Genomic DNA, 21,331 nt, shown 5'->3' with positions numbered 1-21,331 from the left:
AACGATCATGAAATTGCAATATATATCTATAATAGCTTTGCTGGCCTATACGGTCCAGTCAAGTGCCCAGGCGGTGAGCAATCCCGTCAATAATATCCCAACCGAAATGCCGGACTTACCACCGGTGACAAGCTACCCGGGTTTGAACAATTTATCGGGCATCACCCGGTTCAACTATATCCGCACACAGGTGCCTGATCAGCCGGTGACCAGTATCAGTGCCAGCACCTATTACCGGCAGTCGGCCGAGTATTTCGACGGTCTGGGGCGTCCGCTGCAATCGGTGCAGAAAAAGGCACATGCCGACGGTTATGACCTGGTGCAGCACCATGTTTATGACAGCGTAGGAAGGGAAGCTTACGGCTATCTGCCCTTTGCGCTACCTTTAGCTTATTCGGACGGTAATCTTACCTGGTCTAACCTGAAGACTTTGTTTACTGCATTTTATCCCGGCTCAACCGGCGAGCATCCCTACAGTAAAACAGAATTTGACAATTCGCTGCTTAACCGGGTGACAAGACAGCTCCCCCAAGGGGCCAGCTGGATCGGCGCTGACCGTGGGAAGGTGGTAGAATATGCCACCAATACAGAGCCAACCTACTCCGGTACCGTAGGTACGAGCATTGTTTTCTGGAAATACAAGAACTGCTTTCCCCGTTATACGATCGGGGCTACAGCGACTGCCTTACCGGTATATGCAGGCAATTACAATGAAAAGGAACTGTATATAACCCGGGTAACGGATGAAGATAGCAATGTTTCCGAAGAGGTAAGGGATAAGCTGGGCAGGATGATCATGCAGCGAAGAGTAGCCAAGGATTTTCCACCAGCAGCAACGATGCCAAGAGTGCCTGCATATGGCGATCCGCTCAACCTTGCCTATACCATTTATGTATATGATGATCTGAACCGTTTACGCTTTGTGATTCCACCGGAAGCTGCAAAGCCGACGGTCGCTACCAGCACCTCGGGATCGACCACCACTTTTACACATACATTCCCTGCTATCGACGCGAATATTGCTGCCGGTCTTTGCTACCGTTATGTATATGATAGCCGCGGGCGCCTGATCGAAAAGCAGATACCTGGCAAAGGCAGTGAAGAATATGTTTATGACCAGCGGGACCGGCAGATTTATTACCGGGACGCAAGGATAAAAGCTGATGGCAAATGGATGTTTACCATATATGATGCATTGGACAGGCCTGTAGTCACAGGACTGATACCTGCGACAGGTAGCCAGGCTTCCATGACATCTATCCTTACAAGTACAACCGTGTACCCTGAACCATCTATATGGTTTTACTTAAGGAATTATAATCTTTGGCATACATACCCGACGACCATAACAACCAGTTTGGGTAGTGCAGATATTCTCAGCTATACCTATTATGACGATTATGCAGACCTTCCGGCAACCGGTTATTCCTATAATTCTTCCTTTCTTCCATCCGTTACACAGCCTTACTTGGTGCGTTCTGTGCGTTCGAATAATACCCGTGGCCTGGTGACGGGGACCAAAGTAAAGGTGATGGATGGCGCTGCTACACCTAACTGGCTGACCACGGTCAATTACTATGATGAAAAAGGCCGGCTGATCCAGGCGGTTGCCAGCAACCATAAAGGAGGAAAGGACTACAGCTCTAACACTTATTATTTCCAGGGCATGCTCTGGAAGAATATTTTCCGACAGCAGAACCCTTCCGCCCTGCCTATGTTTGGTACCACCTATGATATGACTATAAACACATTGGAGACCACCTATGAACGGAATATCGGAATAGGCGGAGGTAACGACCAGGTGTGGAAGGTGACGAAAACAATGAATGGCGACCCGGAATACGAGTTCGCTTACTATGATTATGATCACCTGGGGCATATTACAACGAAGATGTTCCCATCCGGCAATGTACTGCAGGAGTACAATATCCAGGGCTGGCTGCAATATCTCCGGGCCTATAATTCCAATGGTCCTTTAACGGATCAGAAGGTGTTTTTTGAGCAGAACCTGTATTATGACAAAGGATTTGCCAGCAAATTCTACAATGGCAATATAGCCGGTACCGTATGGACCGGCTACAGGCCTACGGCTGCCGCCTTGTTTACCCAGCGTGCTTATGGTTATGATTATGACAAGCTGGGCCGCCTGGACCATGCTGAATACAGGCATAAGCAATTTACAGGTACAACCTGGGTCAAGACTGCAACGGATTATACCATGAGCGGCGTCACCTACGACCTGAACGGCAATATCAAGAGCATGAACCAGCGGGGTACAGAACCCGGCAGCTCCACGCCGGAGGATATGGACCTGCTGATCTATACTTATAAGGCAAACAGCAACCAGCTTATAAAAGTAGAGGATGGCGTGCCTGCGGCCAATACCGCCCTGCTGCCCGACTTTAAGAACAATGCCAATACCACTACGGAATATACCTATGACGTAAATGGCAATATGCTCACCGACGGCAACCGGAAGATCAGCGCCACTGCCTATAGCTATCTTAATAAGCCCGAGCAGATCACGGTAACGGGGCTGGGTACCATTAAATACCTCTATGATGCTTTGGGCAACAGGCTGCAGAAAGTTATTACGCCTACCAGCGGCACTACGTATGGTTACGATTATATCGGTAACTTCGTTTATAAGGACAACCGGCTGGAATATATCATGAACGAGGAAGGTCGCAGCCGTCCCAAAGTAGTGGGTGCCGAGGTAAAATATACCTATGATTATTTTGTCAAGGACCACCTGGGCAATGTACGGACCTCAGTTAATGCCGAGCCTATGACCGCCGATTACCTTGCCAGCCATGAAATTTCAGCCTATGCTGCCGAGCACCTGGTCTTTGACAATATTGAGAATGTATGGGATGATAACCCTGCTGGCACACCCGGCAATGAAACATCGGCCCACCTGGTGGCCAGCGATCCCGCTAAGCGTATCGGTACGGCTATTATGCTGCGCACCATGCCCGGCGACGAGTTCCGCATCAGCGCAGACTGCTTTTACCAGGGGGCTTTTACGCCGGGCAGCACGGTAACCCCTGCCGATATGGTGAGCTCTCTGACCAGCGCGCTTTTGGGTGGGGAAACCTATACCGGCGTACCGGTATCGGAAATGCAGCAAAACGTAGCCATCATTACCCAGGCGATGAATAATCCTGCGCTGCCCAGCCAGCTGAACAGCATGCTGAGCGCCAATACCGATCCATCTGCCCCAAGGGCTTACCTGAACTACCTGATGTTTGACCAGAACCTGCAACTCATCCCCGCAAAAAGCGGGGCCGTACAAGTGCCGACCGGTAGTGGCAGCGGTATTCCCTGGACAACGATAAGACCGTCTATACTGGACGGCGAACTGCTCAGGATTGATGTACCGGGTTACATCATAATATACATCAACAATAACAGCATCGGAAAAGATGTTTACTTTGACGATATCAAGATCGAGCATTATAACGGTAATGTTTTAGAGGAGTCACACTATTATCCTTTTGGTTTAACGGTGAGCCAGATGGCGCCAGAGGTTACAGCACCTATAAATCCGTATAAATACAATACCAAAGAATTGGAGACTGCTTTTGGTTTACAGAACTATGAGTATGGTGCGAGACAGTATAACTCGCAAATTGGGAGATGGAACAGTATTGATCCTTTTGCTGACAAATATCATAGTGAGAGCCCATTCGCGTACGTTTCCAACAACCCGGTAAAATACGTTGACCCTGATGGAAGGTTTAAATTAAACTATAACGATGCCCAGTTAAAAGCAAATGGATTAACCAGGGGGGATGTACAACGATTTGAAAGTATTGTTACCAATATTGGTAATCTGGTATCCTCAAATCCCCAGGCGATGGATGCAATAGCCAATACTACGGGATTCGATCAAAGTCGAATTTTATCAGACCTCGAAATTGGTAATGGTCCGGATATTACAATTAGTGCTTATGGTCCTGGCGCAAGAGGGGGAAAAGATGGAATCATTTTTGATCCTAGCGTCGTTAAGAGCCTAGCAAATATTGATCCGAACAATACGAACGAATTATCCGAGCAAACGCTTGGTCTAGCATTGAATCTATTGCACGAATATGGTCATTATGGTGATCAGACTACTAACGGAGGAAAAAATACTGGTCAATACGATGATGACAAAACAGAACCGAATGGACGAAGACAAGATACAAAGGCTTTCGGTGATAGAGATAATCAGGAAAAAGGGAAGCAAAAATGGTCTACATCGTTAACTGGACATCGAGGAAATGATATAACAACTTTTGGCTTTGGAGTAAATGTTGGACTTGCACCTGGAGGTAAATCAGTATTTATGAAGCCGAAATTAAGTAATACAATCCCTAAAGCATACGGAGGTAAGATTCCTACGTCTTTACCTAAAGAGGCTAAAGATATTTTAAATACACTAAATGTAAAATAGCTATGACAAGCAAATCAAAAATAGTTTTACTTTCAATATTGTCTCTAATAATTATGGCAATATCCCACAATTCATTCGCACAAAATGATGTTAAGGATGAGTGTTTAATTTATGAAAGTATCCTGGAGTTCCTTAACGCACGGGAGGCAACTAACGATACTGTGTACACGGGGATCATAGATCCGGAAAGCGACGACATAGGTACACCTATCCGTCGGACTGGCATCTTAAAATTGAGTTTTTATATCCCAAAGGTTCGATGGGATTTTACTGTTGCTCATCTTAATCCTTGGTTTTCATCTCTTCTAATGGATAGCAGTCTGTTAAATTATACATACCAAACAAGTGATGGTGGAGACTTACAATGCAACTTTTCAAATTGTTTGAAATATCAATTTAAAGCTTTTGAAGACACCGATTTTGCTGATAAGGATTTTACGTCGGAAATAAGAGGTTATGATACAATACACTATCGACCTATGAGGGTTACCTTCTCGAAAATACTTTATTCTAAAAATATAGCTTTGGTATTTGCAAAGATCTTTTCAGGTATGGGACAGGGTGGTGACAAAGCACTATATGCCTTTAAATTTAAGAAAGAGGGAGACGGATGGGTAATAGAAAAGTCTGAGATTGAAATGTTATAAAGTCATATCTTAATTGACACGATATTAGTATAAAAATATGAGCAGGATACTTTCAACGCTATTGTTAGTGGTTCTGACATCTCAGCTTTATTCTAAAGAAAAAGCAGTTTAGATTGCAGGATATTAGATGTTACGCCGGTCTGTTCTCAGGCCGGCTTTTTTATTTCTCTTCTCGTCTCCGCGGTTAGGGGAGGGAATGTATAGCAAGTGCCAATGCATCCGACAGACTGCACCTTTCGGGGAAACGAACGCATAGTACTGCCAACAACCCGCACCCCGGGTGGCTCCTACATCGACTATGCCCTTCGTGAGCCAGTACCCGTTTGTCCGCTCCCAGTCAACCCGCCTACGATCCACGGTCATAGGATTTGTTCTACCTGACCGGCCTTACCCCTTCAAACAATCGGCAAAGGTCCGATCCTGATCTGTAGCCGCCAAGGTCTCCGGCGCCCATTAAGGGGCGCGCCGGGCCACGGGTTTTTCAAAAAAAATCTCCACCCCTCTTTGGGCCGCCCCACAAAAAAATTGGGCGGCCGGAGGGGTCGTATTTTTTTTAAAAAACCTTGGCGGCTACAGCTCCTGATCGACCTCGCCTCAATTTGAAAGGGCAATGCCGTCAGCTTTCAAATCTGCAATGACCGGTGGCTTAGTAGCCGAGTCGCCGCTAGCGAACAAAACGGAGCACATTGGCTACCTGAAAAGCAAATAGCCGAGTAAGCGCTTCACCCGGAGACAGCGGGCCGGTTGACATGTCCTGGCCGTTCGCTACCCGTGTAAAAGTGTGTCTGCCGTTACGCATACGGCACTGATGAGATCAGCGAGATCGAAACGCACATCAGATTTTATTCATTTTAAAAATATGGTTTATGAAATTCTTCAATGATTGTAAAACGCTGGATGAAGTAAAGGCCAGGTACAGAAAACTCGCTTTTGAACATCATCCTGACCGAGGTGGCGACGTACGAACGATGCAGGCGATCAATACAGAGTATGCGTACGCAACCGCCAAGCTGATCAAAGATGGCAATCTGTCCCAGGAAGATTCGGATAAGGAAATGCGCTTCTCCGAAGAGTACCGTACCGTGATCGAAAAAATCATAAACCTGCCCGGAATAAAGATTGAGCTGGTAGGCTTATGGATTTGGGTTACCGGCGATACGAAGCCTGTTCATGTTGAGTTGGACGAAGCGGGTTTGCGTTTCGCGTACAAGAAGGAGGCATGGTATTACCGGAGCGCTCACCTGAAACAAAGGCGGGGGAGCAAAAAAACGCTTGATGAGATCAGGGCAAAGTATGGCTCCGAAGAGGTCAAGGGCTCCAGGTCAAAAGCAGGAAAACGCCGCCAGTTGCATAAGTAATTATTCATTTTAAAATATACGGTTATGTTACCAACGTTAAGAATCCCAAAAGATATAGCATTGCCTGACACCGATCAGTGGCAGTTCCGGTTTCAGGTCAGGAGCGAATCTTCAAACCGGCTGTACACGATTGCGCAGCACAAGGCCAAAAAGCACTGGGGTTGTTCCTGTCCCGGCTGGAAGATACATCGTACCTGTAAACATTTGGCAGCAATGGGCCTTCCCGGAAAGGAAACTCCATTTGAACCTTATATAATAACTAATTAACAATGGCAAAAGCAAAGAAAGGCATACTGGACGGTTATAAGACCTATGATACATCAGGCGGTTTTGGCAATGCAAAGCAGTGGCGGGAAGCTTTCCGGGAACGATTCAGCAAGAAGGAAGCGGAAGAAGTGCTGCAAGGACAGGAGTTGACGCCATACCAGATATTGGGTGTAAGCCCCAATGCTTCACAGGCTGATGTCAAAAAGGCATTCCGCGGGTTGATCGCCGAATGGCATCCCGATCATAACCAACACCGGATAGCAGAAGCCGAAGAGATGAGCAAAAAAATCCTTGCGGCCTATAGTCTGCTTACTCATTGATAACAATAAAAATTGATTTTATGGAATCATTGCAATTTCAGGTACATAGCCTTCTCAAATATGAAGACGAATGTGTTACCGGGCCAATGGCGCCTATGCTGTTTGCCTCCGAGACGATGGATCAGCTTGGCTTGTCTTATAATCGTCTTGCAAGGATATGGTTCGAGGACGAAAACATTTTTCAAAAGTATGAAGGCGAGAGCCTGACCAGCCACGATATCCTTGTTATAGGTAAGCAATTCAGAAGCGGGTTATGGATAAGCCTTTGGATTGACGAAGGCGTACAAGGCATTCCTGTCGCAACGGCTTTTAAGGGTGAGGCAGTCGCTGTTTCTGATAGGTACTTAGAAATGGATTATGCGCGAACATTAACCGTTACAGAGATAGAGACGATTTTTGCGCACATTTTTGAAAATACGGACGAGCTGGATATATCACGATAAGCAAAGCCTTTTTTAAACTTAAATTTTATATTATGAAACACAATTATGAGCAGCGGAAGCAAAACCGCATCGACAATGCAAAGAAACAGGCGGCAAAGAATAGAAAGCTGTCTGACAGCGCCTATAATCAGGCGCACGACATGGCCTCGATTATTCCGATGGGACAACCGATCCTGGTAGGTCACCATTCGGAAAAACGGGATCGCAGGTATCGGCAGCGTATTGATGATAAAATGCGAAAAGCGGTTGAGGCAGATAAGAAGGCGGAGTATTATGAACGGAAGGCAGAAGCCATAGAAAACAATACTTCCATATCCAGCGATGATCCTACAGCACTCGAGCAGTTACGGCAGAAGCTTGCTGAACTGGAGCAAAAGCAGTCGTTCATGAAGGAAGCAAACAGATGCATTCGAAAAAAGGACAAAGAAGCTTTTCTGCATTTGCCCGACGCAACAGAGGAACTATGGCAAGAGCTGAATAATCCCGATCGGGTTAGGGGTATAGGTTATCCGTATTATGGCCTGACTAATAACGGCGCGAAGATCCGTAGCGTAAAGCAACGTATCAGACAAATGGAATTATTGGAGCAGCGACCGGCGCAGGAAGTGAAGTTTGAAGGTGGCGTACTCCGGGAGAATAAAGAAGCTGGACGCATACAGTTTAAGTTTGATGCTAAGCCGGATGAAAAAATTCGCATAATACTAAAACGCGCCCGGTTTATCTATAGCCCCACAGAAAATGCCCATCAACGTAAATTGAACGCAAACGGTATCCGAGCCGCGAAATACGCCCTTGCAGATTTAAAGAAAATGTGGGCCGAAGAAAAGTAGCTTTTATCTTTTTCTCCTGTAACGGCCCTTTCAGGCCGATCTTTCCCTTTTATTATATATTGTTAAAACCATGCACGGCTGGTTAGCCGGGCAAATATAGCTATGTACAGATTAGATGCATCTGGCACACGGACATTCTGTGCCCTGATTGATAGCGTGGAAGATGGCTATCAAAAGATTTTCAATCCTCCGTATTTGTCTTTGACGATAGAACATATCGGCGAGGCGAAGCTGGACCCTTATAGACTGGCTGTTCTTTACAGCTTCTGCCATTATCGGTTGCAGGAGGGCGACCTGGTCCAATGTCCCGAAATGTGCTTTGCGGTAATAGATGATCGCAGGGACAAGAAGGACTATTCATCGGCCATAATAGTACCGTATATGTACCGGTTGGCTGATATGGGCATCGACGAGATGAGCATCAGGCAGGAAGGCGATCGGTTCGTTTCATGGAATGTGTCCTTGCAGAGGGAACATACAGAGTTTGCTAATGATTGGTTGGAGAATATCCGGCAACAGGGCTTTCTTGCTCAATTGGCAAGAGGCAATACCGACGCCCCGCATGACGATGATAAGGAAGATGATTAGGCTCGATTCTTTTAAGCTCCGTATTCTTTAATGTTTTATTTGTTAAAACCGCGCGTAGCCGGTTAGCTGCGTATTAATAGTATGAAACAGTTGAATGAAAAAGCCGCTGCTGTTTTCGGCACATTGATGGACGCCATGACGCGGGGCTGCCTGCAGGTTTTTAATAAGCCGCATTTGCCTTTGGCCCTGGATAACATCTATGACGCAAGGCTGCCGCTCTATGGCCCGGCTGAAGTGTATCATCTTTGTCACCATTTTATACAGGATGGTCATGTGGTCGAAGACCCTTCAATGTTCTTTGCTGTCGTGGACAACCGCCAGAAGTCGGGAGGTATGGATCAGCTGATAGTAATTCCTGTCTCGCTCCGGCATGATGGTCGGTATGAGGCCAATTGCGTTATGAACGATGACGAGTTTGTTTCGTTTGATGAACAGCTGCAAAACCGGCATGTCGATTTTGCGGAAAGCTGGATGCAGAATATTGTGCGGCATGGTTACCTTGACCGCATCGCCCAGGATACTCCTGTGCAATTAGATGAGGACGATACCGGCTGCGAGGAGTGTACAGCTTTCTAAACACAGATATTTTCAATTCATAGTATTTAGTTATGAAAATACAATTCAATTTCCAGATCAATCCGCTGGATCATCGCGAGGCATGGGAACGGGTTCCGGTTTATAGACGAAAGTTTACTGATCGCGTGGCTGCCATCCACTTCGCCGAACGTTTAGCCAGGCTGTATAAAGCGGAAGTGCGGCTTAGCGAGGGAACCGACCCGTTAAGAGAAAGCGGAGCCTACTTCCGATAGGTAGACAATCCTTTTAGTTAATCAAAGGGCTGCACTTGCAGCCCTTTTTTAATGCCATTTTATGAAATCATTGAAAGTGTTGAACAATGTGGAGCGCGCCGCGCTGCTGTTTGACTTGTTTCCGGATGAGACTCCCGGTGTTGCGGAATTTGTCCGCAATATGGCCATCACGGTTATGGAGGATCGGGAGCAAATAGGAAAGGCCTGGGATAACGCGGAGCTCGCTTTTGACAAATGGCTGGGCATTGCCAAAGCAATCCGGAACAGGACGACCAGGGTGGGGATTCGGTCGGGGACCGTCGGTTACTTTTATGCGGAATTGCTCTTCGCCGGGCAGTTAGCCGTTTTTTCAACCTATTGCCTCATTACTTATGTAACAGATAGAAAACACCCCGATCACAAGTTCTCCTGGATGGTAAGGATCCTTTTCGAATGACCTTTCTATTCATTATTTAAACTCATATTATGAAACCTTTGGATCAGCTGGATGATATCCAGCGCGCAAAGCTGCTGTTCGAGCTGTTCCCCGCGGAGATACCGGGCCTGGTAGCTTTTATTACTGACCGATGCAGGACGATCAGGGAAGACGTACGGATGAACCGTGCCTCCTGGGACGATCCTTATCTAAGTTTTGATTCCTGGCTCAACAAGGCAGACAAAGTCTGGGAAAATCTCCGGCATTTCGATGGATTGATAGCTGGTTCTGCCAAGCTGTTTTCGGAGCAGCTGTTCGACCGGCTCCGGGTATGGTTTACGGCCCACTGCCTCCGGCTCTATGCCCATTCAGGCGGGTATTCGAATCCGAAGTTCGCCACGATGATCCATCTCCTTTTCGGGTAATTTTTTTATCACTTAATAAATTGTTTAATTATGGAAACAACAGTAAATGTTGAAGAACAGCAATCCCTTGACTTAAGCGGATTGCAGCCAGCGTCCGCAGAAGAACAGGTCTACAACATACCTGTTTCAAAAATTATGATCTCGCCAAAAAACTACCGCAAGTTTTACAGCGAAAAAGCGATTGAAGAACTGGCAGAGCAGATTGCGGAGTCGGAGGAAAAGATACTGCATCCGATCATCGTCCGGCAGAGAGGAAAAAAGTATGAGCTGATCGTAGGCGAGCGTCGGTATCGGGCCGCATTGCGTATCGGACTTAAGACGATGCCGGCAAGAGTGCGCCCACTTACGGACGAAGTAGCCAAAGAAATCCGATTGCAGGAAAATCTGCAAAGGGAAAATCCGCACCCCTTGAATGAAGCCGAAGCAATCTTTGAATTGCAGGACGATGGTAAGACATTGGCAGAAATTTCAAAGAAGCTGGGTAAGTCGATGGCCTTTATTCATAACCGGATAAAGCTGGCAGAACTGATCGACCCGCTGAAGGAGCTGTTTGTTGAAGACAAGATCACCTTACAGGAAGCCATCGAGTTAGGCAGTCTTGCCAGGGATTCGCAGGAGCATTTTTTCGAACAGCATTGTGCCAACTGGAAAGAGGAAAAGCATTTTTCCATCGGCAACTTCCGGTACATCATCGGCCACTACAGGTATGACCTGAAAAAGGCGCCGTTCAATACCCGCGATAAAAAGCTGGTGCCGGATGTGGGTTCCTGCACCGGGTGCCCGTTTAATTCGGCTACCCTAAAGACCCTCTTTCCCGATATGGCAAAAGAGGCCGTTTGCAGCAATACATCCTGCTTTGAGGCGAAACGGATGGCGAGTGCTGAAAGTGACTTACGGTCGGCGCTGGAAAGCGCGCAGCCTGCGGCGATCCTCCTGGGCAACTATGTGAATGCTGATTTGACCGTGTTATTGGATTCGCTGCCGGAAGCGGTGGAGCTACCACGGTACCACAAAGGGGATGTAAAAATCGCCAAAGAACCAGAAAAGCCAAACCGGGAGCGTTATACCTACGAGGAAGGAGACCGGCAGGTGCTGTCCCGCGAAAGGTATAGTGCGGCGCTACAGGAGTACCGGGAAGACCTTGCCGCTTACCGGGAATTTGTTAAGCTGGAAGCAACAGCCAAAGCGCTATTGATTCAGAACAACGAAATAGCCCCCGTTTATTTCAATCCTGAACTCAGGGAAGAATGCCACCGTGAAGCCACCCAGGTTACAGCAAAGCAGGTACAGGAGGCCATAAAAGAAGGAACGATCACCGAAGAGTTGCTGAACGGAGAGATCGAGCGGATCAAAACCCGTGAGGATCGCAAGAAGGAGATTGACCGGGAAAGAGTGCAGGCGAAAGTTCACGAAACCTTTACTGCGGGCATAAGCGAAGGCACATTGACCGCTGGTCTCACAGCTGCGGACACAGTTGGGTTGCGCTACGTGCTTTATCTCGCGCTTAATTACACCAACCGCGAGGCTACGAAAAAGGTATTGTTTCCGAAGGGCATAAAGAATAATGCTGATTTCTTTGATCAGCTGGCTGCCCTCACAGATGAGCAGGTTGCTTTTCTTGTCCGGACAATAATTACGGGAAACAGCGATAGCAAAACGTCACGTTTTATGGACGCCTACTGTCTCTACAGGATGGCGGACGAAGCTGGTATAAATGTGGCAGAGATTGAGGAGCAGCAAAAAGCGGAAGCCACCAAACGGCAGGGTAATGTGAAGCTGCGGATCAAAGAGTTGAAGATACAAATTAAAAGGTTGCAGAGAAAGGCGGCCTGATGTGTTTCCTGGGAGGGCAGTAAGATCCCTTTGTTATAGCAGGTACGACAACGAGGCTAAGGAGGTCCGTGTTGATATGGAGAACCTGGCCAAGTACAGGTAAGGATTGTAATAGGGCAGCAGGGTGTTTGCACAATGCAGCCCTGTTGCCTTTGTTAGTATTGGTCCGGGAATTCGGTACCTGTCAGATATGTAGCAGGGCAAAAAGATCCCTCCTCCCTGCGGTCGGAGCAATCTTTTTGCAAAAAGCGGTGCAACCCCTTTGAAAAAATGGGAAGCTCGCTCACCATCCCCAGCCCATTTTTTCAAACAGGTTGCAGATTTTGCCGTTACGTAAATTGTTTTCGGGTTCTTTTGAGCGTTGATAATGACATTTAAGTTGCAGCCTGTTGTTTCTTGCTTGATAACGACGCACTTTTACAATGATCACTTCCTTATAGCTGGGACTTCGCTGCGGCGGGCCCGGAGGTGGGGCCGGGGGAATATTATTTCTTTTTTTCTTCCTAACACGCAATCATGTCTTTCCCCATATCTCCAATACCCCCCCCAACTACTGCACCGGGATGCTTAGCACGCTTCTTTTTTATGAATCTCTTAGTGAAATAGGTTGCTATATTTGGTAAGGCAATGCCGCCAATAACCTTTTGAATGATGAAACAAGAAATAGAGCGAATCAGCCAGAAATTACAGTTGCTTAGGGATGCAGATCCCGACCTGGTCCTTTTCGGCGCTAAAAAGCATAAGTACCGGTTGAATGATCCCCTGCCAGCTGAAGTGCTGGCGCAATTTGAAGCGGCACATAGCATTAAGCTGCCGGAAGGCTTTTCTGATTTTTATACAACATTGGGAAATGGGGGCGCGGGGCCGTTTTACGGGTTGGAGCCTTTGGAAAATGTTTTGTTTAGTGATCTTGACTACAAAAGGGCAGACAGCCTGCTCGACCCATCCGTACCGTTTGCCCATACCCAACCCTGGAATAGGAGCTTTACGCCTACTGTACAGGAAGAGGAAAGCGAGTTGCGATTTGAAACAGAACACGAAGCCTTTTACAAGGCATATTATTCCAGCGAACAGATGAACGGCGTATTGGCAATCTGCAATTACGGCTGCGGTATTAGCCTGAACCTGGTGGTGAACGGGCCGGAATACGGTAACATGTGGACCGACGACCGGGGAAATGACGCAGGTATTTATCCGTCAACCGAATTTGGCAATGAAGAAAAAATTAATTTTCTGGATTGGTATGAGCTATGGCTCGATTCCGCGCTTGTCGAAGCCAAAGAGAAGTACGCCAGGCGTACACCAAAATAAAGCGGTTACTACTCTGCTACTTTCTTGTACGCATCTTCTTTGTTGTCGCTCAGGTACAGCTGTTTGTTTCTGAAATCGAGCAGGAGCGGCTTATACAGGCCACCTTCAGCGATCAATGTATTATCTGTTTTGTCAAATCTGACCTGGTAGGTATGGCGCGGACGATTTTCGGCATGCTCAAGGTTTTGCCAGCCCTCCTAGTCATAGTCGTTTTTGCGCCATTTATGGTTGGAAATTTCATACCCTTGTTCCTTAGCTCTTATAAAAATAGTGTCCCTGATTGTTGCCGTTCCCAGTTCTTCACCCGTAGAAAGCACATTTTGTTTAAAGGTAAATTCCCTGGCGTAAGCGCCGGTGATCTGCACTTTGGGATCATCGGTACAGGATACAGCAACTGAAATGGCAATAGCAACAATAAGTATTGTTCTCATAATAATTTTGTTTGTTGTGAATTGTAAAAACCGCAGCTGGCCAGTTGCGGTACCGTTGCGAAGTTTGACTAAAATGTATGTCTATACTTTAAAAACGTATACAGTAAATGTACAACCTAAAAACTATTTGCCTCTTATATAAAACATTATATTGGTTTCAAAAATCATGACAATTCTTGTTCAAAACATAGTGTTAGGTAAGCCGGCGTAGGCAGTATTTGCAAAATGAAAATTAGAAAATCCTGAATTCCAGCAATTTGGTCGAAGATTGAACATCTTATTCCTCCGCTCATTTTCCCTTGTTATTCTTATACAGTCGGTCATTTCCGGATGACAGCGCCAAAATTATACCTTTAAACAAAGACCCTAGCTTAACAAACCATGTCATGCGTAAGGATTATTCAAAGTTAAGCCGGGTAGACGTTGAATAGTTACGCAAAAGGTAACAATATTAGTATAAATCAGTTCTGAAAAAAGAAAAAGCCGTAACCAAACGTTACAGCTTTCCTTCTTAAATAAAAGAACCGGTTGTATAAGCGGCATCTATCTTTTCAACAGTGAATAAATAGCAGTTCAAAGTTAGACACCTCGGACATTAAATAATTGTACAAAAGGTGACAATATCAGTGTGAATCACCAATGGCCGGTATTTACCTCTTCAATGGCAAACTCTTTAATGTGTTAGAAAAGAAGCGCCGGACCTGGCTTTTTCGTTACACTAATGGCGAATGCGGTCCGTTGCTCATTATGGCATTAAAATGCCCAGCCTAGAAAGGATGGGCCGCTTCTAATTTAAATTAGAAACACAGAGAAATTAATATTTTAGTGAAACAAGTTCAATGGATTTTTACCATTTTAGCGACGTCTAGATGCTTCGCAATTAAATGCTTTTTTTTCGTAACTCAAATTTTTACTTGTCACGAAAAATCATGACAAGTAATATTTTTTTTATTTAAATATTAAATATAAATTTGGTTTAATGAGCTGCTAATTATTGAATTATTTTACCAAAAATGCCAATTTAATGATATTGATGCTAAACTAACAAATCTGATTGCAATGTGCTGCTGATAATAAACGTGCTATTGTAATTGCTCCCTTCAGAAACATTCTAGCTAGTCCTCATATTGATATCCCAACCTGGTAGGTCTTGCGATAAGGTAACCCGTATGTCCTCTTAATTCACATTAAAATTAATATTTATGAAACTAAAAATGATTGCACTTTTCAGCCTGCTCTGCTTATCTATTTTTCAGAGTTGTAATAAGCAAAAAGATAGCCGCATCAATCCGGCTGACACTGAATCAAAGGCCTCAAAAAAGAAACTGATGAATCAAACTGGGTTGCTTGAATGTCGTACGCCCGACTCTCTCGAAAATCAGGATTTTGAAAAGCTCGCTCCAAATCGACGTAGTCTGCTGACAGTTCCTGCTTACTGCATTAATGTTTCCATCCATATTGTACGCGAAACAAATGGAACCGGCGGTTTTAATGGCGCATTCGCCGATGACATAATCCAAAATTTAAATGATGCTTATAATTATCGAAGAATATATTTTTATAAAGCCAGCGTAGATTATATAGACAACTCAACATATTATAGTTTGGATGTAAACACCGCAACGAATGAATTTCCAGGTCTTATAGGGATAAATAATAACGCAAACGCCTTGAATTTATACTTGGTGTCAAGTATCTCTGATGTTGATGGTGCATATGCCGGACTGGCTGAGGATATCCCTTCAAAAAATGCTGCAATAGATCAATCTGTTGCGCTTCAGGCTACCACAATGCATGAGGTAGGGCATTGCCTGAATCTCTTTCATACACATAGAGGGCGGGGATGTGCAGACACAGGAGCCTGCCAGGAGGCAACTGACGGAAGTAATTGCACGACATGTGGTGATTTTGTATGCGATACTCCCGCCGACCCTTGTTTAAGCGGGCAGGTTAACAGTGCTTGTACTTTTACGGGTACGGGTTTTTCACCTTTGACAAATAACTTCATGTCTTATTCGACTCAGGCATGCAGGACTGCATTTACAAATGGTCAGGAAAGCCGGATGCATGCCGCATTAGATGCCGCCTCAGTTTTGCAACCTATTAAAAAGTCCACTTGTGATGTTCCAGAAATAACTGGTCCTAGCGATGCTTGTAAGCCGACAGTATATACTTTAAGCAGCGTACCCTCCGGTGCAACTGTTGTTTGGAGTGCAAGCAGACCGGGTGCTGTAACATTTAGTAATCAAACTTCCAATACTATAACAGTAACACAGGTGGACGGAGAATACGGATCAGTTCTTTTATGGGCAAGAATTACAACTAGCGGCCAAAGCATAAGTGTTTGGAAAGCCGTGTATTTACCAACGCCCAACGCACCCAGTATCGCGCTAAATCCAGCATCATCCTCTTGTTTAACCTGGAATACCGAAAGGAATTTTGCTGCTGGTTATACAACTACAGGTCCGTGGCAGGACATTAACACCCATCCGGATGCAGCGGAGGTTGATTGGAAAATATACGATTATTCGACGAGCCCAGCCACTATGATTACCAGCTATACAAAAACGAACTCTACAGTACTTGGAAATTCCATATATCTCTGGTTACATAGTAACTCGTCTCAATACGTTATCGAGATCGTATGCAGAGCCAAGGATAAATGCGGCAACTGGAATTCATGGAGTCCCGGACATGCCTATTTCATTAAGCAATCCTGTACATCTTTTATGGCGTTGGATGTAACCTACGATTCAAAGGCCAAAGGCCATAATATTGGCTTTTCTTCCGACTATAATAACTTAAGATCTATTTTGGCGGGTAATAAAAACAGGCATGCAAAAATGACCAATGATTTTGATCTTTCTATCTATAACAGCGCCGGAAACCGTATTTTTCACAATGAAAAGGCCACAACCCCCCGTACTTTTTTAAGGGGCCTGACGTCTGGCAATTATAAAATAGTACTTTTACAAGACGGTAACATTTATGAACAAGCCCTAAATGTTAAATAATTGATTTATAATACCTTAAACATACAAGCGTGATTGTCATGAAAATACATTTACTTTTCCTTTTTACAGTAATCTTACTTTCCTGCAGTAAACAGCATAAACTTTCTGAATTTGCCGATGGAAAGGGCAACGGAATTGTTGGGAAATGGAAATTGGTTCTACAGGGTAAGAATGATGCAGAAAAGGAAAATTATTATGTAAGTTTTGACTCGACGGGCGCAGTAACTGCAAGCGATTTTTCCTGTTCAGGAACTTTTACCTTTGATGAAAAGGGAAATGAAGATCCCAAAAGCAAAAACCTGGTAGTTTCTTTTACAAACTGCGTGAGTAATGCTCCTACTGTATGGTACAGCATTAAAGGAGCTGCCAATGCCCGTTTGGAGAATAATGACAACACTCTTGTTTTAAATAATTTCGATTGTGATGAGGGATGTTCCCGCACCTTCAGAAGGTTAAAATAACTCCTGGAAGGGAGAAGAAGTTTTTCAATCAATGTACAGAATATCGGATGTAAAAATAAGCCCCCGTGCAGGGGCTTATTTTTTTGCTCTGACATGAGGAAAACTATTCGTGTTTAATTAGGCTGGGGGCAAATAGGCAGCGACTAAATGATGAGCATGCCAGTTTCTATATTTTATCACAGCATCAGAACTGTAGCTTGTATATCAATCCGGAACCTGTATGTATCAAAGAACTGTTTTTGTCGGGCGCTATCTACTTCTACCGACTTTGGTTTCCGTTTATTGCAGGCAAATATTTTTTTATGCCTGTAAGCGCTTACTTCTTTAGGGTGGTATTCATATAGAAATTCCACGGTAGAAACTAATTGTTGCACCGCAGCCGGAATTACGCCCGGGTAGTCCCTGTCCTTTAGTTCTACCAGGTATAGGTGCTGCGTGGTAGTAAGCATGCCATCGCAGCGGCCGCGCCCTTCAAATTCATGATCTTGTATAATACATTTGTCTATTGCTGTAAAAATTACGGGCAGGCCAGACTTATTATTAACCGTGGCTATCCAGGTTTCTGGATCGGCTATGTTTGTGTAAGCTGGTGCATTATTACTATCATCACATAGGCCAAAGGTAGGCTCGCTACGAGGAGCTTCCTGGCAGTTGTTGGTGAAAAAATCGGGCATTACAATTCCTCCTCTATTTCCAGTAGTTTGTCAAAAAGTTCGTTCCCAGCGCGTAGGCTGCGGTTAAGATAATTTTCATCAGATGGAATACCATCGTAGTCGCCAAGTCTGCTGATTGTTCCGTCAGTCTCATTCAGCTCATACACGTGCAGATCCGTAGCCCGCAACATCGCAGATTTGGGCACAATAGCATTTACCCGGCTTTGTAATTGATTTCTTGGGGCATCGCTTAAAGTGATTGTATGGGATTGATCATTGTAGGCCTGCTCGATCTTTTCCGTCAGTTGCCCCGCTTGAATGGCAATGCTTAGGTAGTTGATGGTATATGGGCTATGTGTAGTGATTACCAACTTATTTGCCCCGCTCAGATTGTTTGCAGAAAGCAGCGCATACAAGGTGCCCTGTTGCGATGTAGGGAAGAGGTTCTGCTCCGGTTCTTCCACTATATTAATAAAAGCTGTCTTATTAAATTTATTAGACAGTTCCGATATGGCAATTCGGCGCTGCTCCTCTGTAAGGCTGTTGTTGGCAATTATTTGTCCGATGCTTTTTCTAAAACGGTTCATTTCATCCAGAGTCATAGGCTCGTCTTTTTCAGATGCAGTCCGTTTTACTCTGTTAGCCAGGTAGTCCGACACAATATTGAGCGGTACAAGCGACTGGTATCCGCTGGATGCATCTCCCAGTTTTATCCGGTAATCGTCTCCTTTTATATAAAGTGTATCCGTCAGCTTATGGTATTCCAGCTGGGTATTATTATTCAGCGGTAGCTTTAAAGCCCCCTTCATGTTGTTCTTGGCGTTATCAAACTCCACAAGAAATTCCTGCAAAGCAGCAGAGGACAACTTTATTTCCCTTGCCTTTTTCAGGTAAGAAAGAAAATTGCGTTCCGCCGGTACGTACATGATCTGCGGCAGCGCATACCGGCCGTTTGATGCCGTATTTTCAGAAATTTGTAAAAAGCCTCTGCTATAATTAATGCAGTAAGCATCCCCTTCGTAGCTGATGCTGGTATTATCTTTAAGATATTCCTCTAAACGGTGGTACACCAGAAACTTGCTTTTGAGTTTATTTTTACGCTCCAGCTCTTTCTGGGAAAAATCGCCGCGAATGAGCGCTTTCTCCATCCAGCTAAAGGTAGATATCAGCTTAGCTACAGTGCTTTTGCCCGATCCCTGGTTGCCTATAAAAATGGTCACCTTTGCAAGGTCTATCCAACCCTCGTTTGCATGGTTGCCATCTTTAATTGGTCCAAAGTTTAAGATTTGTATCCTACTCATATATTTTTTCCTGTTTCCCGTATATTCCGGGGTGTGGAAGCCGGCAGCGCGAAAAAAATGCCGGACATGCCTTTTAAGGTAACAAATTTATGTATTCCTTTAATACGGGGATGCTTTATCAGCCTGTTTAGTGCCAGTTTATTAGCGTTTTCAGGTTAGAGATGCTCTTTGAGGGTGTAAATTACTTTTTGAGAGGTAGATAGTTTACATCGGCCGGTAACGTTTTTCGGCCTGTTTTAAGCGGGGTTTCTTCCAGCCGCAAGTAAAAAAACAGCAATTATTTAGTATCTTCCTGTAAACAAATAAGTATGTCTCTAAGGTCGTTAAATTATTCAAAGCAGGTTGCGGACATTGAGGCCGCCGATAGAGCCGCCAGGGAAACCAAAAGCACCAGAATTGCTGCCTGGGTCGGCGTTGTAATAAGCATAATATCCCTCATTGTCGCAATTTTAAAATAATCGCTTGGGGGCGGCTACACGAAAAACACTTCCCGATTATTACTGAAACATGACAGAAGAAGAAAAGAAAGAAATTGGCGTATCAATAGCAAAATCAATCTTTGCTGCCATCCCCTACGCGGGCGCAGTACTTACAGAAATTACATTCGATTACCGCAGCAGGATTAAGCAGAACCGGCTTAATCGCTTTACCGAGTTACTGGCGGAGTTTTTCCGGGACAATAGAGATATTGACCTGGAATTGCTGAAAACGGAAGACTTTTGCGATCTGTTCGAATCCGTTCTAAAAAGAGTTACCCAAACAAAATCCGAAAGTAAATACAAAAAGTTTAGGGCTATACTTACCAGCCAAATAGTGCAACCAAAAAATAATGGCGGCGATGCCGAAATATATCTTGACCTGGTTACCGCACTATCTGACAATGACATTGCTGTCTTGAAGCAACATACTGTTTTTGACGGTGACTATCTGAAGCGGAAGGAACGGTATTTTGAAGACAACAGACTTTTGGGTGCTAAAGAGGAGGCATTGCGGAAGGAACAAGAATCGGCAGAAAACGGCTACGCAAACAACGTTTCTACTCTTATTTCGGAAGTTACCGCCCTTCAAAAAAAGGTGAGCCAATTCGAGCAGATGAAACAGGCGCTTGATATATACAGGCATCAGGCATTTTATAATTTTACCGAAGGAGAATTCCTATACAGTAAGCAGGTCTTGTATTCCAGGGGACTACTGGTCGATTCCGGTATTGGAGGCATTGGCATGAGACCGTTTGAGGAAATGGCAATAACAGAATTTGGCAAGGGCTTTATAGAATACATAAAAGAAGAGCAAACAGTTTAGCCTTGCTACAAAAGCTGTTTGTAACCCTTAATAATGCCCGTTGCCAGGTCGTCGTCCAAAACTTCAACCTGTCGGTATTGCAAAATATAGCCGGGTAGGTGCTGTTCGTCTACTATCAAGCATCCTCTTCCTTGACCAAATTCAGCAATTAAATTTAGCTTAAATGGCTTTGTAAATTTATCGGAGTATAGGGTCCGAAAAAATGATATGTCCACAATCAGGCCATCGGCTTTTACCCAGCTGTGGCCGCCCCAAGTTTCAGGAATGCCGTCTTTGGCATCCTTTATAGAAAAATCCTGCTTAAAAATGGGATTCCCCTTATAGTATAAATCTCCGGTTACCAGTGATGCTTCTGCAAGAGAACGATCTTTCAAAACAGTGTAAAGCATGGCAGACATAGGAAGGCAAAGGAATGGCCTTTGCGGTACAATCCTTAGTACTTCAGTAACTACCTCTTGTAAAGTTTGGTTATCCATATGCTTATC

20 protein-coding genes are annotated in these 21,331 nt (G+C 44.9%); 16 read left to right on the top strand and 4 right to left on the bottom strand.

The features are described 5' to 3' along the window. Positions 1–7 precede the first annotated feature (7 nt). The 13 genes from LL912_RS12440 (at position 8) to LL912_RS12380 (ending at position 13,684) form a co-directional block, all read left to right on the top strand. Positions 8–4,438: a DUF6443 domain-containing protein gene (locus LL912_RS12440; RefSeq protein WP_235553895.1), complete on the top strand. Its 4,431-nt coding sequence runs from the start codon at positions 8–10 to the stop codon at positions 4,436–4,438. Positions 4,439–4,440: 2 nt separating this feature from the next. Continuing rightward, the gene (locus LL912_RS12435; RefSeq protein ID WP_235553894.1) at positions 4,441–5,085 is read left to right on the top strand and encodes a hypothetical protein; all 645 of its coding nucleotides are present in this window, start codon (positions 4,441–4,443) and stop codon (positions 5,083–5,085) included. A gap of 866 nt (positions 5,086–5,951) precedes the next feature. Next, positions 5,952–6,443 (top strand): hypothetical protein, encoded by a 492-nt coding sequence (locus LL912_RS12430; RefSeq protein ID WP_235553893.1) that lies wholly within the window; start codon positions 5,952–5,954, stop codon positions 6,441–6,443. A 269-nt stretch (positions 6,444–6,712) separates the two neighbouring features. Further along, complete coding sequence (locus LL912_RS12425; protein WP_235553892.1) at positions 6,713–7,030, top strand: J domain-containing protein; 318 nt, start codon at positions 6,713–6,715, stop codon at positions 7,028–7,030. 20 nt (positions 7,031–7,050) lie between these two features. Next, positions 7,051–7,473: a hypothetical protein gene (locus LL912_RS12420; RefSeq protein WP_235553891.1), complete on the top strand. Its 423-nt coding sequence runs from the start codon at positions 7,051–7,053 to the stop codon at positions 7,471–7,473. Between the two features lie 32 nt (positions 7,474–7,505). Further along, positions 7,506–8,303, top strand: a complete 798-nt coding sequence (locus LL912_RS12415; protein WP_235553890.1) for a DUF3560 domain-containing protein — start codon at positions 7,506–7,508, stop codon at positions 8,301–8,303. A gap of 102 nt (positions 8,304–8,405) precedes the next feature. Next, entirely contained in the window at positions 8,406–8,891 is a 486-nt protein-coding gene (locus LL912_RS12410) for a DUF6908 domain-containing protein (protein ID WP_406603611.1), read from the top strand. An 81-nt stretch (positions 8,892–8,972) separates the two neighbouring features. Beyond that, complete coding sequence (locus tag LL912_RS12405; protein ID WP_235553888.1) at positions 8,973–9,467, top strand: DUF6908 domain-containing protein; 495 nt, start codon at positions 8,973–8,975, stop codon at positions 9,465–9,467. Between the two features lie 32 nt (positions 9,468–9,499). Then, positions 9,500–9,700, top strand: coding sequence for a hypothetical protein (locus LL912_RS12400; protein ID WP_235553887.1), 201 nt, complete (start codon positions 9,500–9,502; stop codon positions 9,698–9,700). 61 nt (positions 9,701–9,761) lie between these two features. Next, positions 9,762–10,136 carry a hypothetical protein gene (locus LL912_RS12395; RefSeq protein ID WP_235553886.1) on the top strand — a complete coding sequence of 125 codons (375 nt, stop codon included), beginning with the start codon at positions 9,762–9,764 and terminating at the stop codon, positions 10,134–10,136. A 29-nt stretch (positions 10,137–10,165) separates the two neighbouring features. Continuing rightward, a complete protein-coding gene (locus LL912_RS12390) occupies positions 10,166–10,540 on the top strand; it encodes a hypothetical protein (RefSeq protein WP_235553885.1) in 375 nt (124 codons plus the stop codon). 30 nt (positions 10,541–10,570) lie between these two features. Next, positions 10,571–12,373, top strand: coding sequence for a ParB/RepB/Spo0J family partition protein (locus LL912_RS12385; protein ID WP_235553884.1), 1,803 nt, complete (start codon positions 10,571–10,573; stop codon positions 12,371–12,373). Between the two features lie 648 nt (positions 12,374–13,021). Next, on the top strand, positions 13,022–13,684 hold the full coding sequence (locus LL912_RS12380; protein WP_235553883.1) for an SMI1/KNR4 family protein: 663 nt from the start codon (positions 13,022–13,024) through the stop codon (positions 13,682–13,684). A 197-nt stretch (positions 13,685–13,881) separates the two neighbouring features. Here the strand turns inward: LL912_RS12380 and LL912_RS12375 are convergent, their stop codons facing one another. Beyond that, entirely contained in the window at positions 13,882–14,115 is a 234-nt protein-coding gene (locus tag LL912_RS12375; protein ID WP_235553882.1) for a hypothetical protein, read from the bottom strand. Positions 14,116–15,317: 1,202 nt separating this feature from the next. Between LL912_RS12375 and LL912_RS12370 the strand changes: the two genes are divergently transcribed. Beyond that, positions 15,318–17,129 (top strand): M43 family zinc metalloprotease, encoded by a 1,812-nt coding sequence (locus LL912_RS12370; RefSeq protein ID WP_235553881.1) that lies wholly within the window; start codon positions 15,318–15,320, stop codon positions 17,127–17,129. A gap of 38 nt (positions 17,130–17,167) precedes the next feature. After that, positions 17,168–17,590 carry a hypothetical protein gene (locus tag LL912_RS12365; protein WP_235553880.1) on the top strand — a complete coding sequence of 141 codons (423 nt, stop codon included), beginning with the start codon at positions 17,168–17,170 and terminating at the stop codon, positions 17,588–17,590. Between the two features lie 176 nt (positions 17,591–17,766). Here LL912_RS12365 and LL912_RS12360 read toward each other — a convergent pair whose 3' ends face one another. After that, positions 17,767–18,264 (bottom strand): hypothetical protein, encoded by a 498-nt coding sequence (locus LL912_RS12360; RefSeq protein ID WP_235553879.1) that lies wholly within the window; start codon positions 18,262–18,264, stop codon positions 17,767–17,769. Further along, entirely contained in the window at positions 18,264–19,544 is a 1,281-nt protein-coding gene (locus LL912_RS12355; RefSeq protein ID WP_235553878.1) for an ATP-binding protein, read from the bottom strand. The genes LL912_RS12360 and LL912_RS12355 overlap by 1 nt, the downstream gene beginning before the upstream one ends. Before the next feature lie 507 nt (positions 19,545–20,051). Here LL912_RS12355 and LL912_RS12350 point away from each other — a divergent pair. Next, on the top strand, positions 20,052–20,846 hold the full coding sequence (locus tag LL912_RS12350) for a hypothetical protein (protein WP_235553877.1): 795 nt from the start codon (positions 20,052–20,054) through the stop codon (positions 20,844–20,846). Between the two features lie 5 nt (positions 20,847–20,851). Here LL912_RS12350 and LL912_RS12345 read toward each other — a convergent pair whose 3' ends face one another. Beyond that, complete coding sequence (locus tag LL912_RS12345) at positions 20,852–21,322, bottom strand: hypothetical protein (protein ID WP_235553876.1); 471 nt, start codon at positions 21,320–21,322, stop codon at positions 20,852–20,854. Between the last annotated feature and the right edge of the window lie 9 nt (positions 21,323–21,331).

It is taken from the genome of Niabella agricola, from assembly GCF_021538615.1.
Taxonomy (GTDB): Bacteria; Bacteroidota; Bacteroidia; order Chitinophagales; family Chitinophagaceae; genus Niabella; species Niabella agricola.
The sequence above is the reverse complement of the archived record's forward strand: the minus strand, read 5'-3'. Positions and strand labels throughout refer to the sequence as shown.

Bases quoted from the DNA above. Each gene is read 5' to 3' on its own strand.
- LL912_RS12440 (WP_235553895.1), top strand. From the start codon at position 8: ATGAAATTGCAATATATATCTATAATAGCTTTGCTGGCCTATACGGTC.
- LL912_RS12435 (WP_235553894.1), top strand. From the start codon at position 4,441: ATGACAAGCAAATCAAAAATAGTTTTACTTTCAATATTGTCTCTAATA.
- LL912_RS12430 (WP_235553893.1), top strand. From the start codon at position 5,952: ATGAAATTCTTCAATGATTGTAAAACGCTGGATGAAGTAAAGGCCAGG.
- LL912_RS12425 (WP_235553892.1), top strand. From the start codon at position 6,713: ATGGCAAAAGCAAAGAAAGGCATACTGGACGGTTATAAGACCTATGAT.
- LL912_RS12420 (WP_235553891.1), top strand. From the start codon at position 7,051: ATGGAATCATTGCAATTTCAGGTACATAGCCTTCTCAAATATGAAGAC.
- LL912_RS12415 (WP_235553890.1), top strand. From the start codon at position 7,506: ATGAAACACAATTATGAGCAGCGGAAGCAAAACCGCATCGACAATGCA.
- LL912_RS12410 (WP_406603611.1), top strand. From the start codon at position 8,406: ATGTACAGATTAGATGCATCTGGCACACGGACATTCTGTGCCCTGATT.
- LL912_RS12405 (WP_235553888.1), top strand. From the start codon at position 8,973: ATGAAACAGTTGAATGAAAAAGCCGCTGCTGTTTTCGGCACATTGATG.
- LL912_RS12400 (WP_235553887.1), top strand. From the start codon at position 9,500: ATGAAAATACAATTCAATTTCCAGATCAATCCGCTGGATCATCGCGAG.
- LL912_RS12395 (WP_235553886.1), top strand. From the start codon at position 9,762: ATGAAATCATTGAAAGTGTTGAACAATGTGGAGCGCGCCGCGCTGCTG.
- LL912_RS12390 (WP_235553885.1), top strand. From the start codon at position 10,166: ATGAAACCTTTGGATCAGCTGGATGATATCCAGCGCGCAAAGCTGCTG.
- LL912_RS12385 (WP_235553884.1), top strand. From the start codon at position 10,571: ATGGAAACAACAGTAAATGTTGAAGAACAGCAATCCCTTGACTTAAGC.
- LL912_RS12380 (WP_235553883.1), top strand. From the start codon at position 13,022: ATGATGAAACAAGAAATAGAGCGAATCAGCCAGAAATTACAGTTGCTT.
- LL912_RS12375 (WP_235553882.1), bottom strand. From the start codon at position 14,115: ATGAGAACAATACTTATTGTTGCTATTGCCATTTCAGTTGCTGTATCC.
- LL912_RS12370 (WP_235553881.1), top strand. From the start codon at position 15,318: ATGAAACTAAAAATGATTGCACTTTTCAGCCTGCTCTGCTTATCTATT.
- LL912_RS12365 (WP_235553880.1), top strand. From the start codon at position 17,168: ATGAAAATACATTTACTTTTCCTTTTTACAGTAATCTTACTTTCCTGC.
- LL912_RS12360 (WP_235553879.1), bottom strand. From the start codon at position 18,264: ATGCCCGATTTTTTCACCAACAACTGCCAGGAAGCTCCTCGTAGCGAG.
- LL912_RS12355 (WP_235553878.1), bottom strand. From the start codon at position 19,544: ATGAGTAGGATACAAATCTTAAACTTTGGACCAATTAAAGATGGCAAC.
- LL912_RS12350 (WP_235553877.1), top strand. From the start codon at position 20,052: ATGACAGAAGAAGAAAAGAAAGAAATTGGCGTATCAATAGCAAAATCA.
- LL912_RS12345 (WP_235553876.1), bottom strand. From the start codon at position 21,322: ATGGATAACCAAACTTTACAAGAGGTAGTTACTGAAGTACTAAGGATT.